This window comes from Streptomyces coerulescens (assembly GCF_042657965.1).
GTDB classification, from domain to species: domain Bacteria; phylum Actinomycetota; class Actinomycetes; order Streptomycetales; family Streptomycetaceae; genus Streptomyces; species Streptomyces coerulescens.
Genome location: NZ_JBHSKM010000002.1, coordinates 454,205 through 467,382 on the forward strand (window position 1 = coordinate 454,205; position 13,178 = coordinate 467,382).

At 70.5% G+C, this 13,178-nt stretch carries 10 protein-coding genes; 3 read left to right on the forward strand and 7 right to left on the reverse strand.

The window, feature by feature from the left end:
* Positions 1-4 precede the first annotated feature (4 nt).
* Positions 5-1,048 carry an alpha/beta fold hydrolase gene (locus ACFPQ9_RS03615; protein WP_380846334.1) on the reverse strand — a complete coding sequence of 348 codons (1,044 nt, stop codon included), beginning with the start codon at positions 1,046-1,048 and terminating at the stop codon, positions 5-7.
* Positions 1,049-1,279: 231 nt separating this feature from the next.
* Here ACFPQ9_RS03615 and ACFPQ9_RS03620 point away from each other — a divergent pair, with 231 nt between their 5' ends.
* Positions 1,280-1,510, forward strand: coding sequence for a hypothetical protein (locus ACFPQ9_RS03620; protein ID WP_380846337.1), 231 nt, complete (start codon positions 1,280-1,282; stop codon positions 1,508-1,510).
* A 25-nt stretch (positions 1,511-1,535) separates the two neighbouring features.
* Here ACFPQ9_RS03620 and ACFPQ9_RS03625 read toward each other — a convergent pair whose 3' ends face one another.
* Together ACFPQ9_RS03625 and ACFPQ9_RS03630 are read right to left on the reverse strand one after the other, a co-directional pair.
* Entirely contained in the window at positions 1,536-2,216 is a 681-nt protein-coding gene (locus ACFPQ9_RS03625; protein WP_380846340.1) for a 4'-phosphopantetheinyl transferase family protein, read from the reverse strand.
* Positions 2,213-3,073, reverse strand: coding sequence for a metallophosphoesterase family protein (locus tag ACFPQ9_RS03630; RefSeq protein ID WP_380846343.1), 861 nt, complete (start codon positions 3,071-3,073; stop codon positions 2,213-2,215). The genes ACFPQ9_RS03625 and ACFPQ9_RS03630 overlap by 4 nt, the downstream gene beginning before the upstream one ends.
* A gap of 330 nt (positions 3,074-3,403) precedes the next feature.
* Here ACFPQ9_RS03630 and ACFPQ9_RS03635 point away from each other — a divergent pair, with 330 nt between their 5' ends.
* Together ACFPQ9_RS03635 and ACFPQ9_RS03640 are read left to right on the forward strand one after the other, a co-directional pair.
* Positions 3,404-4,540, forward strand: a complete 1,137-nt coding sequence (locus ACFPQ9_RS03635) for an ATP-grasp domain-containing protein (RefSeq protein ID WP_380846346.1) — start codon at positions 3,404-3,406, stop codon at positions 4,538-4,540.
* 205 nt (positions 4,541-4,745) lie between these two features.
* Positions 4,746-6,428, forward strand: a complete 1,683-nt coding sequence (locus tag ACFPQ9_RS03640) for a carbohydrate binding domain-containing protein (RefSeq protein WP_380846349.1) — start codon at positions 4,746-4,748, stop codon at positions 6,426-6,428.
* A gap of 221 nt (positions 6,429-6,649) precedes the next feature.
* On the opposite strand, the gene ACFPQ9_RS03645 is transcribed toward ACFPQ9_RS03640, so the two are convergent.
* The 4 genes from ACFPQ9_RS03645 to ACFPQ9_RS03660 form a co-directional block, all read right to left on the reverse strand.
* Positions 6,650-7,900, reverse strand: coding sequence for an alpha-L-fucosidase (locus ACFPQ9_RS03645; protein WP_380846352.1), 1,251 nt, complete (start codon positions 7,898-7,900; stop codon positions 6,650-6,652).
* Positions 7,900-10,950: an alpha-mannosidase gene (locus ACFPQ9_RS03650; protein WP_380846355.1), complete on the reverse strand. Its 3,051-nt coding sequence runs from the start codon at positions 10,948-10,950 to the stop codon at positions 7,900-7,902. The genes ACFPQ9_RS03645 and ACFPQ9_RS03650 overlap by 1 nt, the downstream gene beginning before the upstream one ends.
* Positions 10,951-11,053: 103 nt before the next feature.
* On the reverse strand, positions 11,054-12,394 hold the full coding sequence (locus ACFPQ9_RS03655; protein ID WP_380846358.1) for a 6-phospho-beta-glucosidase: 1,341 nt from the start codon (positions 12,392-12,394) through the stop codon (positions 11,054-11,056).
* On the reverse strand, positions 12,391-13,155 hold the full coding sequence (locus ACFPQ9_RS03660; protein WP_380846360.1) for a DeoR/GlpR family DNA-binding transcription regulator: 765 nt from the start codon (positions 13,153-13,155) through the stop codon (positions 12,391-12,393). Before ACFPQ9_RS03660 ends, ACFPQ9_RS03655 begins: the two co-directional genes overlap by 4 nt.
* Between the last annotated feature and the right edge of the window lie 23 nt (positions 13,156-13,178).

The window sequence follows — 13,178 nt, forward strand, 5'->3', positions numbered from 1 at the left end:
CGGCTCAGGTCGCGCTGCGCTCGCTCGCCTCCCGCAGTTCGCGTTCCACCGCCCGGGAACGGTCGGTGTCCGGCTGTCCCGCCGCCGTGCCGGGCCGCCCCGCCCGCAGCATCTCGCGCCAGTTCTCGCGGCTCCAGTCGGCGGCGGCCGTACTGCCGGTGAACTCCTCGACCAGCGCCACGAAGCGGTCCGGGTCGGTGTGGAACGGGAAGTGGCCCGCCCCCTCGAAGATCTCCAGCCTGCTGCCGGGCATCGCCTCGTGCGCGCCGTAGGCGTGCCGCACCGGCACCACGCTGTCCCGGTCGCCCCACAGAAGCATGGTCGGCATGCCCTCGGTCAGATAGCAGCGGTCCAGCATGGTGACCACCTGCCCGCGCCAGTCGACCACCGCCCGCAGGGTACGGATGAAGGCGTTGCGCGAGGTCTCGTCGGGCAGGGCGTCGACGAGGGTCAGCAGCTCCGGCGCGTCCTGCCCGAGGTCGGTGTCGAGGAACCTCATCAGCCGTACCGCCTGCCCCACTTGCAGCCGCATCCCCGGCAGCCGCAGCGCGGACAGCATCAGATGGGCGCCCGGCAGCGAGACCAGCCGCAGCACCGGATTGACCTCGCGGCCCACGCCGCCCGCGCTGACCAGGATCAGCCGCTGCGTGCGCTCGGGGAACTGGTAGGCGAACTGCATGGCCACTCCCCCGCCCAGCGAGTGCCCGACCAGCGTCGCGGACTCGATGCCGAGCGTGGTGAGCAGATCCCGCACGCCGTTGGCGTAGGCGGCGACCGAGTAGTCGGCGCGCGGTTTGTCGGAGGCGCCGTGGCCGAGCAGGTCCGGGGCGATCACGGTGTGCGTGCGGGCGAGGTCGGGGATCAGCTCGGCCCAGGTGTCGGAGGAGTCCCCGATGCCGTGGATCAGCACCAGCACCGGCCCCTCGCCGGCCATGCGGAAGGCGCGCCGGTAGCCGTGCACGACGCGGTACTGCAACGCGAGTTCTCCGTCGCCGACCGGACGCAGCCGTACGGCGCGCACCGGGCGTCGGCCATGGGCATCGGCCACTCGCCCACCTCCGTTCCTGCCGCTCTCCCGACCGCGGGCGTGCGGCCGAAAGCCGTTGCCCAAAGCGTAGGGACACCTTTCCCACCAGGGATTTCGAGGAGGTTTCGCCTCCGCTAAGCGGGCGAACGGACGTGGGGCCGGACCCGATTGTCAGTGGTGGACGGCAAGCTGGTGGTGCGCCCTCATGTGCGGGGCGTGACGCGACGACGCCGACTTGGGGAGAGCCGACCGATGCCCACTGCCGTACTGACCGATCGCGAGCGCACCGCCGTCCAGGCCTACCTGCGGCTTTTGCACACCGTACGAGCCGCGTTCGACGGTCCTCCCGGGAAGGGCCGACCACCGCTGGTGCCGCCGGCCGTGCTCGCCGAGGCGGAACAGGCCCTGGCGGCCGCGGGTCTGACGGGCAACGAGGAGGCGTTCTTCCGGCTGCTGACGAGCTGGTGCCCGGCGGAGCCCTAGCGGGGCGAGCGGCGCCGGCCGGGGCTCAGGTGTGCGGCACGCCCACCGCGGTCGCCACCAGGCCCCGCTGGACGGTCCACCGGCCCTCGAAGACGTCGATCCGGCGCCCGCCCACGAGCGGGCCGGGCACGAGGAGCCGGGCGCGCAGGCCGCCGCTGTGCCGTTCGCCGGGGTCGGCGAAGACGTCGATGTCGGCCTCGGTGAAGTCCAGCCACTTTCCCGTGAGGGGGAACCACGCCTTGTAGACGGACTCCTTGGCGCTGAACAGGAGCCGGTCCCAGTGGACTTCGGGGTGATCGCCGGCCAGCCGGCGCAGCCGGTCCGCCTCGGCGGGCAGCGCGACGGCGGGCAGTACGCCCTCCGGGAGGGTCTTGTGGGGTTCGGCGTCGATGCCGAGGGAGGCCAGATCGACGGCGCGGACCAGCGCGGCGGCGCCGTAGCCGTCGCAGTGGGTCATGCTGCCGACCAGACCGGCAGGCCAGCCGGGAGCCCCGCGCTCACCGGGCAGGATCGGCTGCGGGGGCACGCCGAGCTTCTCCATGGCGCGACGCGCGCAGGAGCGCACGACGGCGAACTCCCGGCGGCGCTTGTCGACCGCCTTGGCGACGACGGCCTCCTCCTCGGGGTACAGGGCCGCGCCCGCGTGTTCGTCGTTGCCGTACGCCTCGACGGTGACCACCGGGTCCGGCAGCAGTTCCTCGATCAACGGGCCATGCCCTCCTTCGGCAGAATGCGGCGCAGACGGCCCGGCGGGTCCGGTCGTTTGCGCCACTCGCGCGGGTAGCCCACCGAGACCTCCTCGAAGCGGACGCCCTCGTGCCAGGTGGTCCGCGGGATGTGGAGGTGGCCGTAGACCATGGTCTCGACGCGGAATCTGCGGTGCCAGTCCGCGGTCAGCCGGGTGCCGCACCACATGGCGAACTCGGGGTACCACAGCACGTTCGTAGGGTGCCGGTCCAGCGGATAGTGGTTGACGAGGACGGTGGGCAGGTCCTCGGGCAGTGCGGCGAGCCGCCGTTCGGTCTCGGCGACGCGCGCCTCGCACCAGTCCTCGCGGGACGGGTAGGGGTCGGGGTGCAGCAGGTACTCGTCGTTGCACACGATCCCGGTGCCGTGCGCGTACTTCAGCCCCTCCTCCTTGGTGGTGCAGCCGGAGGGCAGGAAGGAGTAGTCGTACAGCAGGAACAGGGGCGCCACCACGACCGGGCCGGCGGGTCCCTCCCAGACGGGGTAGGGGTCCTCGGGGGTCGTCACGCCTAGTTCCCGGCACACCTCTACCAGATGCTCGTAGCGCTCGACGCCGCGCAGGGTGACCGAGTCCTTCGGGTGGGTCCACAGCTCGTGGTTGCCGGGCACCCAGACGACCTTGGCGAAGCGTCCGGCCAGCGTCTTCAGGGCCCAGCGGATGTCGGCGACGGTCTCCGCCACATCGCCGGCGACGAGCAGCCAGTCGTCGTCCGAGTCGGGGCGCATCTTCTCGACGAGAGCGCGGTTCTCGTCGTATCCGATGTGCAGGTCGCTGATGGCCAGCAGCTGTCCGGCACCGCCGGCCCTCGACGTCACCCTTTTGCCCCTTCCGATCACACGGAACCATTTCCGATCACACGGAACGATCACACGAACAGGACCACGAGAACACACAGTCCTCCCCCGGTACAAGGCCGGATCGCGTCGTCACCGGGAGGGAGTAGCGAAGGCGCTCCGGACGGTCAGGAAGCATCCGCAATTCCGTAACACGTACGTTGCACGCGGCACCCCTTGAAACCCGTATGATCGCCCCAACACCACCGCCGTGAACGTCCCTTCGCAAGGGCGGTTCGGTGTCCCTCCAAACTCCCTGCCCGGGTACGGGCCTGCTTCGCCCTGCCCGCACACCCGAAAGGACGGCCCTGCATGGTCTCTCGCGTACGCGTCTGGCTCAACCGCACGTACGCGGAGAACGTGTTCTTCATGGATCAGCTGCGACGAAATCCCAGCGATCGGGCCGTGGAGATCCATGCGACGCACGGGGACGCGGACTCGCCCGTCCTCGCCGCCGCCGACACCGCCGAACTGGAGCCGGAGGGCCTGTCCCCGGCCGGGTACGTGGAGTACGCCCTCGCCCAGTGCGGGCGCCGCGGCATCGACGTGTTCGTGCCCCGGATGCACCAGTCGGCGATCGTGGCGCACCGCGCGGAGTTCGAGGCGGTCGGTACGGCGCTGCTGGCGCCGCCCCCGGAGGCCGTGGCCGTCTTCCAGGACAAGGTGATCGCGTACGAGGCCGTGCAGGCCGTCGGGGTGCCGGTGCCGCCGTGGTGGCGGGTGCGCGACGCCGATGAACTCGTCGCCGCCGTCGAGGAGTTGGAAGAGGCCGGGCACAAGGCCTGCTTCAAGCCGGCGTCCGGTGCGGGCGGGGTGGGCTTCCGGGTGATCACGCGCTCCCCCTTCTCCCTGATGCACCTCAGCGGCTTCCCGACGCCCTATGTGCAGCTGGATCTGGTGGTGGACGCCCTGCGGCGGACCGACGAGCCGGTGGACTGGCTGGTGATGCCGCGGCTGGAGCAGCCGGAGGTGTCGGTGGACTGCCTGACCGGGCCGGACAACCGGGTGCGGCTGGCGATCGGGCGCAGCAAGAGCGGGCGCCGGCGCGGGTTCACGCTCCAGGAGCAGTGGCTGGAGCCGGCGCGGCTGATCGCGGAAGGGTTCGGGCTGCACTACCTCTCCAACATCCAGTTCCGGATGTTCGGGGACACCCCGGTGCTGATGGATGTCAACACGCGCCCCGCGGGCGGGTTGCACCAGCTGTCGCTGTGCGGGGTCAATGTGCCGTGGCTGGCCGTGCAGCTGGCGCTCGGCGAGGACCCGGGCGAGGTCGTCCCGCCGTTCCTGGGGCAGGACTACACGGTCGTCTCGGGGCCGCGGCAGCTGAGGCCGGTGTCCATTCCGCAGCAGCGGGCGGCCGAGGAGACGGAGCCGCTGCTCCCGGCCGTGCCGTCCCCGGCACCGGTTGACGCGTTCGAGAGCGGGACGGCTCAGGTCCTGCCGCTCTAGGTCGTTCGCCGGGTGCGGGTCGTGCGTGGTTGATCGCGCAGTTCCCCGCGCCCCTTGAAGCGTTCCATCACCCTTGGTATGGACCAATCTCGGCGCCGGCACTTGACACCGGAATTGGTCCATACCAACTTGGTCTGCGCACACTTCTCCGCACATCTCTGCACCTGTGCACTCCCGAACACCCCACTTTTCCCAGGGAGATCACGTGCGCAACCAACCCCTCAGACGTCTGAGACGTCGACTTCTCGCTCTGCTCGGCTGCACCGCTCTGGCGCTCGCCGGAGCCGTCGCCCTTCCCGGTACGGCCCAAGCGGCCAACGTCCTGTCCAACGCCGGCTTCGAGTCGGGCGGGCTCTCCCCGTGGAGCTGCACCGGCAATCTCGGGTCGGTCGTCTCCTCACCCGTGCACGGTGGCTCCAAGGCCCTTGCCGGGGCGGCCAGTTCGAGCGACAACGCCAAGTGCGGCCAGACCGTCGCGGTGCAGCCGAACACCACGTACAGCCTCAGCGGCTGGGTGCGCGGGTCCTACGTCTACCTCGGTGTGGACGGCGGTACCTCCACCTGGACGTCGTCGCCGTCGGAGTACAGCCGGCTGTCGCTGTCCTTCACCACCGGTCCCTCCCAGACCAGCGCCCAGGTCTATGTGCACGGCTGGTACGCCCAGGGCACCTACTACGCCGACGACATCAGCCTCGACGGGCCCGGTGGCGGGTCGGACAGCCAGGCGCCGAGCGTGCCGGGCGGCCTGCGGTCCACCGGCAAGACCTCGTCGAGCGTGTCGCTGGCGTGGAACGCCGCGACGGACAACGTCGGGGTGACCGCGTACGACGTCTTCCGCGGATCCACCCAGGTGCTCAGCGTCTCCGGTACGAGCGCCACGGTCAGCGGGCTGTCGCCCAGCACGGGCTACACCTTCACGGTGAAGGCACGGGACGCGGCGGGGAATGTGTCGGCCGCCTCCAACGCCGTCACCGTCACGACGGACGCGGGCGGCGGTGGCGGTACCGGCTTCAAGCAGGCCGCGCCCTATCTGTACCTGGGCTGGGGCGATCCGCCGAGCGCGACCTCGGTGATGAGCTCGACCGGGATCAAGTGGTACACGATGGCGTTCATCCTCTCGTCCGGCGGCTGCAACCCCGCCTGGGACGGGTCGCGTCCGCTGACCGGCGGGAACGACCAGAGCGTCATCAACTCCATCCGGTCCGCGGGCGGGGACATCGTCCCGTCCATCGGCGGCTGGAGCGGCAACAAGCTCGGCCCGAACTGCTCCAGCGCCGAGGCACTGGCGGGGGCGTACCAGAAGGTCATCGACGCCTACGGGCTGAAGGCGATCGACGTCGACATCGAGAACACGGACGAGTTCGAGAACGCGACCGTGCAGGACCGGATCCTGAACGCCCTGAAGATCGTCAAGGCGAACAACCCGGGTCTGCGGACCGTGCTCACCTTCGGCACCTCCACGACCGGCCCGACGTACTGGGGCAACCGCCTCATCGAGCAGGCCAAGGCGCTGAACGCGGACATCGACGTCTTCACGATCATGCCGTTCGACTTCGGCGGCGGCGCCGACATGTACGGCAACACCGTGAACGCCTCGGAGGGGCTGAAGAACAAGCTGAAGTCCACCTTCGGGTGGGACGACGCCACGGCCTACGCCCACATCGGCATCTCCGGCATGAACGGCCTGTCCGATCAGCAGGAGCTCACCTCGCCCGCGACCTGGACCCAGATCCGGGACTGGGCGAACTCCCATCACATCGCCCGTCTCGCGTTCTGGTCGGTCAACCGTGACCGGCCCTGCCCGGGCGGCGGCGTGACGAGCAACTGCTCCGGGATCAGCCAGAGCAACTGGCAGTTCACGTCGATCACGGCCGGGTTCACCGGCTGACTCCACCGGCCCACGGCCCCCGGTCACCCTCCCGGAAGATTTTTTCCCGGGAGGGTGTATCAGGGGGCCGTCGGCGCGCTCATAAGAGTGAAAGGCAACGGGGGACCGAGGAAACACCGGGGGAAGCACCACCACGGGGGAAGTACGGGGGATTCGGGCCGGCCGACCGCTGTCACGGGGGCGGCGGCCGACCGGCCCGAAGGGAACCGCCGGGTGGTGGGTCAGAAGCGGCCCGAGCCCCGATAGAGCTCCAGCTCCCCCTCCAGCTCGACCGCGAGCACCGTGGCATGCGGGTCGAGGTCCGCCGCGGTGGGCGGCTCGATCCAGAGCACCCCGGGCGTCTCGTGCAGACCGCCGGTGATCCGGTGGGCCAGCTCCCGACCGCTGCCGAGCACCGTCACCCGCCGCACCCCGCCGAGCAGCCCGCGCACGTTGATCTCGGCACGCGGGGCGTCGAACAGCGTCAGATACAGGGTGCGTCGGTCCTTGGAAAGGGTGCTCGGACCGTAGTGATGCCCGGCCGGAAGGCCGCGTTCGGTGCCGTACACCGCTTCCGCGTGCCGGGCGATCCAGTCGCCGAGGCCTTCCAGCCGTTCGGTCTGTTCCGCCGGGATCGTGCCGTCCTCCCGCGGACCCACGCTCAGCAGCAGGTTGCCGCCTCCCCCGATGGTCTCGGTGAAGTAGCGGATCAGCTGGTCGACCGACTTGTGGTTGTGGTCGTGGTGCTGATGGCCCCAGGAGTCGTTGATCGTCAGGCACAGCTCCCAGGGCCCGTCGGGCGGGACGACCGGGGCGCCCTGCTCCGGCGTGGCGTAGTCGCCCTCGCCGAGCATGCGGGCGTTGAAGACGACCTGCGGTACATACGACCGGATGAGCGCGGCGAGTTCGGGGATGCGCCACTGCTCCTCGCTGCGGTCCCACTCGCCGTCGAACCACATCAGGTCCGGCCGGTAGCGGGAGGCCAGTTCGCGGATCTGGCCGTCCCGGTAGGCGATGAACCGCTCCCAGGCCGCCAGGTCCTCGTCCTCGGCGGCGACCTCCGAGTACCGGTTGTCCTCCAGCTCCGGCGGGCGGCCCGGCTTGCGGGTGGAGGCGTAGTCGGGGTGGCTCCAGTCCGAGTGGGAGTAGTACAGGCCGACCTTGAGCCCCTGCTCGCGCAGGGCGTCGGCGTAGCCGCCGATCAGGTCACGGCCCACGTTCAGATCGCCGTGGGCCGTGTCCCACAGGGCCACGCCGTCGTGGTGGCGGCTGGTCAGCACGGCGTACCTGGCGCCGGCCCGGGCGAAGAGCTTCGCCCAGTCGCGCGGTGCGTAGCGGGACGCCGTGAACCGGTCGAACTGGGACATGTACCGGTCGTACGGGACGATGTCGTCGTAGAACGACCATGACTCCTGCACGCCGTCCACCGCGTAGATGCCCCAGTGGATGAAGATCCCCAACTTGGCGTCGGTGAACCAGGGTTGGATCGCCATCACTGAGCTCCGGCGCGCTGGAGGCGGAGGGTCAGGACCTGGAACGGGCGCAGCGAGACCGCGACACCGCCGTCGATCTCGACGGTTTCCAGCGGGCGCTCCAGCAGGTCGGTGATCTGGGCGCCGGCCATCGGGAAGCCGGTGCGCACGACGCCCTGGGCCCGGCCGCCCCGGGACTCGTAGAGCCGTACCACCACGTCGCCGGACTCGTCGTCGGCCAGCTTGACCGCCTCGACGGTCACGCCGCCGCCGTCGACGGAGACGACCGGCTCGGGCGCGCCCGCCGCGTCCGCCACCCGCAGGGGCAGGTTGAGGGCGTAGCCCTCGGCGACGGCGTCCTCGATGCTCGCACCGGGGAGCAGGGAGTAGGTGAGACGGTGCATGCCCTGGTCGGCCTCGGGGTCGGGGACGCGTGGGGCGCGCACCAGGCTGAGGCTGACCCGGGTCGTCGTACCGCCGTCCTCGCGGACCGTGCGGGTCACGTCGTGGCCGTACGTCGAGTCGTTGATGACCGCGACGCCGTAGCCGGGCTCGGCGATGTGCACCCAGCGGTGGCCGGAGACCTCGAAGCGTGCCGCCTCCCAGCTGGTGTTGGTGTGGGTGGGGCGCTGGATGTGGCCGAACTGGATCTCCGCGGAGGAGTGCGGGGCGCGGATGTCGACCGGGAAGCCCGCCTTGAGGATCTTCTCGGCCTCGTGCCAGTCGATCTCGGTCTCGAAGTCGATCCGGGGGCTCCCGGCCCGCAGGGTGATCGTCTGGGTGACCTTGGAGCCCTTGCCGAAGGGGCGCGTGACCCGGATCGCGCCGAGGAGGGGGTCCTCCTCGACGACGGTGACCGCCTCCGGCTCCAGCAGGTCCTTGTAGCGGTTGCGGTAGTGCTTGTCGATGTCCCAGGCGTCCCAGTAGTTGGGCAGATCGGTGTGCAGGCGCAGCAGGTTGCCCTTGTCGGCCAACACCTCACGGCTCGCGCGGAGGTCGTACACGGAGGAAAGGGTGCCGTCCTCGGCGACCTCGACCCGGACCAGGCCGTTGTCGAGGACCCGGCCGGAGACGGACACGGGCTGCGGGGGACGCGACGCGGCGGCGAGGGGCGCGCTGCCGCTCGCGGGCACCGTGACGTACACCGGTGCGCCCTCGGACGTACGGACCACCTCGGCGCGCTCGAACGGGCTCGTGTTGAAGACCCGGGTCTCGCCGCCGCCCAGCGCGGCGATCGCCTCCGCCGTCAGCGCCTCCAACTCGCCCGCGACCCGGGCGTATTCGGCCTCCGCCTCGCGGTGCACCCAGGCGATGGAGGAGCCCGGCAGGATGTCGTGGAACTGGTGCAGCAGGACCGTCTTCCAGAGCCGGTCCAGCTTCTCGTACGGGTAGGCGTAGCCCGGCGCGTGCAGCGCGGCCGTCGTCGCCCACAACTCGGCCTCGCGGAGCTTGTGTTCGCTGCGCCGGTTGCCCTGCTTGGTGCGGGCCTGGGAGGTGTAGGTGGCGCGGTGCAGCTCCAGGTAGAGCTCGCCGTTCCAGACCGGGGCGTCCTCGTACTCGGCACGGGCCTTGGCGAAGAACTCGTCCGGGTGTTCCACGACGACCTTGGGCGAGCCCTCCAGGTCGGCGAGGCGGCGCGCCCGCTCCATGATCTCGCGGGTGGGGCCGCCACCGCCGTCGCCCCAGCCGAAGGGGGCCAGTGAGCGTGAACCGCCGCCCTTCTCCTGGTAGTTGCGGACCGCGCGGTCCATCTCCTCGCCGCTGAAGCGGGCGTTGTAGGTGTCGACGGGCGGGAAGTGGGTGAAGATGCGGGTGCCGTCGATGCCCTCCCACCAGAAGGTGTGGTGGGGGAACTTGTTGGTCTGGTTCCAGGAGATCTTCTGGGTCAGGAACCATTCGTTGCCGGCGAGCTTGGCGAGCTGCGGGTAGGCGGCGGTGTATCCGAAGGAGTCGGGCAGCCAGACGCCCTTGGTCTCGACGCCGAAGTGCTCGATGAAGAACCGCTTGCCGTGGATCAGCTGGCGGGCGATGGCCTCGCCGCCGGGCAGGTTGCCGTCGGCCTCGACCCACATGCCGCCGACCGGCGCCCACTGGCCCTTCTTCACGGACTCCTGGATCCGGGACCAGACGTGGGGGTAGTTGTCGCGCACCCACTCGTACTGCTGGGCCTGCGAGCAGGCGAAGATGAAGTCGTCGTACTCGTCCGCCAGGGACGTGACGTTCGAGAACGTGCGGGACGTCTTGCGCTTGGTCTCCCGGATCGGCCACAGCCAGGCCGAGTCGATGTGGGCGTGGCCGACACCGGAGATCGTGTGGGCGCTGGCGTGGGCGGGCTTGGCGAGGACGGGCGCCAGGACCTCGCGTACGGCCGTCGCGCTGCCGGAGATGTCGTCCAGGTCGAGGACGTCCATGGCCCGGTCGAGGGCGTGCATGATCTCGTGCCGGCGGGGCTCGTGCTCGCCGAGGTGGACCATCAGTTCGCGCAGCACCTGGAGGTCCAGGTCGAGGTGCCAGACCTCCTCGTCCAGGACGGCGATGTCGGCGCGCTTGAAGGTGTAGAGCGGCTTGTCGCCCGCGGTGAGGACGTCGCCGAGGGGGGTCGGGGCCGCGAAGTCGTTGGCCAGGATGTCGGGGTTGGAGGCGGCCTCGACGAGGTAGTCGATCTCCTCGCCGCCCGCGACCGGGTTGCCGATCGACACGTACTGGTTGAGCGGGTTGACCGCCTTCAGCGGGCGGCCGTCGGCGAGGTGGACCAGGGCCTCGGCCTGGTTGCCGGGCCAGTCCCCCACGAAGCCGAGGTCGATGACCGCCTCGACCCGCCGTCCGGCCCACTCGGCGGGCACCTGTCCGCGCATCCGGAACCAGGTCGTGCCCCAGGGCGGGCCCCACGGCGTGTCCATCGCGAAGGGCGTGTACCGGGCGGCCGCCGCCTCCTCGAAGGAGACCGGCTCACCCGACGCCTGCCAGGCCTCGACCTCGAAGGGGACGGTGGCCGAGTAGATCGCGGGCTTGATGCGCTGGTTGTGGACGCGCTCGACGCGTTCCTCGATCCGGCGGCGTTCGTCGTGCATCAGGGTCTCCAGGGAGGGAGAGAGGAGAGAACGGAGGGGGAAGCGAGGGGTTGGATCATCGAAAGCCGTCGACAGCCGCCGAAAGCGCTTTCCGCAGTCGGCGCTACTTAAGGTACGCCAGTCCCGGATGGACGGAGGAGTACCCCTCGACCAGCCTGCGGGCGACGTTCACGGAGTCGACCAGCGGATGCAGCGCGAACGCCTTCACCGCCGTGGAGCGGGACCCGGACTCGGCGGCGGCCAGCACCTCCCGCTCGACCGCCTTGACCGAGCAGACGAGTCCGGTGGCGTGGTCGGGCAGGGGGGCGACGGCGACCGGGTGGGCGCCGTTGGCGTCGACCAGGCAGGGCACCTCGATCACGGCGTCGGAGTCGAGGACCGACAGCGTGCTCTGGTTGCGGACGTTGAGGATCAGGGTCGTGCGCTCGTCGCGGGCGATGGCCCGCATCAGTGCGAGGGCCACCTTCTCGTAGCCGCCGGAGAGGTCGTCGGCCTCGCGCTCGCCGGCGCCGGCCGTCTCCCGGTTCTCCGACATGTAGGTGGCCTCGCGCTCGGCGCGGGTGCGGTCCCAGACGTCCAGGGCGGAGGCGTTCGAGCGCTCGACCTCCCGGTAGAAGTGCGCCTGCTGATCGGCCAGGAAGGCGCCGCGCGTCTTGTCGGCCTCCTGGTAGGAGCGGACGGCCTCGCGGTTGAAGTAGTAGTAGTGCAGGTATTCGTTGGGGATGGCGCCGAGAGACTGCAGCCAGTCGACGCCGAAGAGCTTGCCCTCCTCGAAGGAGCCGAGCAGATCGGGGTCGGCGAGGAGGCGCGGGAGTTCGTCACGGCCTGCGACACGCAGGCCGCGCACCCAGCCGAGGTGGTTGAGGCCGACGTAGTCGATCCACGCCTCGCCGGGGTTCTTGACGCCGAGGACGCGGGCGATACGGCGGCCGAGGCCGACCGGTGAGTCGCAGATGCCGATGACGCGGCCGCCGAGGTGGCGGGACATGGCCTCGGTGACCAGGCCCGCGGGGTTGGTGAAGTTGATGACCCAGGCGTCCGGCGCGAGACGGGCGACGCGCTGCGCGATGTCTACGGCGACGGGGACGGTGCGCAGGCCGTAGGCGATGCCGCCCGCGCCTACCGTCTCCTGGCCGAGGACGCCCTGGTCGAGCGCGACCCGTTCGTCGTTGGCCCGGCCTTCGAGGCCGCCGACGCGGATCGCGGAGAAGACGAAGTCGGCGCCGCGCAGGGCCTCGTCCAGGTCGGTGGTGGCGGTGACCCGGGGTGCGTCGGGCACGGCGGCCGCCTGTTCGGCGAGTACGCGGGTCACGGCGGACAGTCTGCGCGCGTCCAGGTCGTGCAGGACGACGTGGGTGACCCGGCCCTCGGCGCGGTCCGTCAGGAGGGCCCCGTACACGAGCGGCACACGGAATCCTCCGCCGCCGAGAATCGTGAGCTTCACGTCTGCACCTTTCCCGCCACGACGACCTCGACGCCCGCCTCCTGCAAGGAGGACCGTGTCACCGGGTCGACCGGCTCGTTCGTCACCACCACGTCCAGGTCCTCGGGACCGCACACCTTGGCCATGCCGTGCCCGGGGAACTTCGCCGCGTCGGCGAGCAGGACGACCTTGTCACCGGCCTTGATCATGGCCCGCTTGACCGGCACCTCGACGACCGTCGTGTCCATCACCTGCCCGCCCGGCCGCACTCCACTGGTGCCCAGGAACAGCCAGTCGGCATGCAGCTGGCGCAGATTGTCCTCGGTGAGGAAGCCGACCAGGGAGCGGTACTCGCGGCGGAGCATGCCGCCGAGCAGCACCAGCTCGATGCCCTCGTCGTCGGCGAGCTCCTCGTAGACCACCAGATTGCTGGTGATCACGGTGAGCCGGCGGCCGTGCAGCTGACGGGCCAGGCGGTAGGCGGTGGTGCCGATGTCGAGCAGCACGGACTGGCCGTCCTCGACCATGGCGGCCGCGTGCGCGGCTATGGCGTCCTTCTCGGCCACGCGCACCTCGGCGACCTCGGCGAAGGGCTGGTCGCCCTCCTCCACCACGGCGCCGCCGTGCACCCGTGTCAGTAGGCCGTCCTCCTCCAGTTTGAGCAGGTCACGCCTGATCGTGGCGGGGCTCACGCCCAGCTGCTCGGAGAGATCGGTCACGGCCGCGGGGCCGCCCGAGCGCAGGGCCCGCAGGATGAGTTGGTGTCGTCGTTCTGCCAGCACAGCGTGAACCCTACTCGTCATTT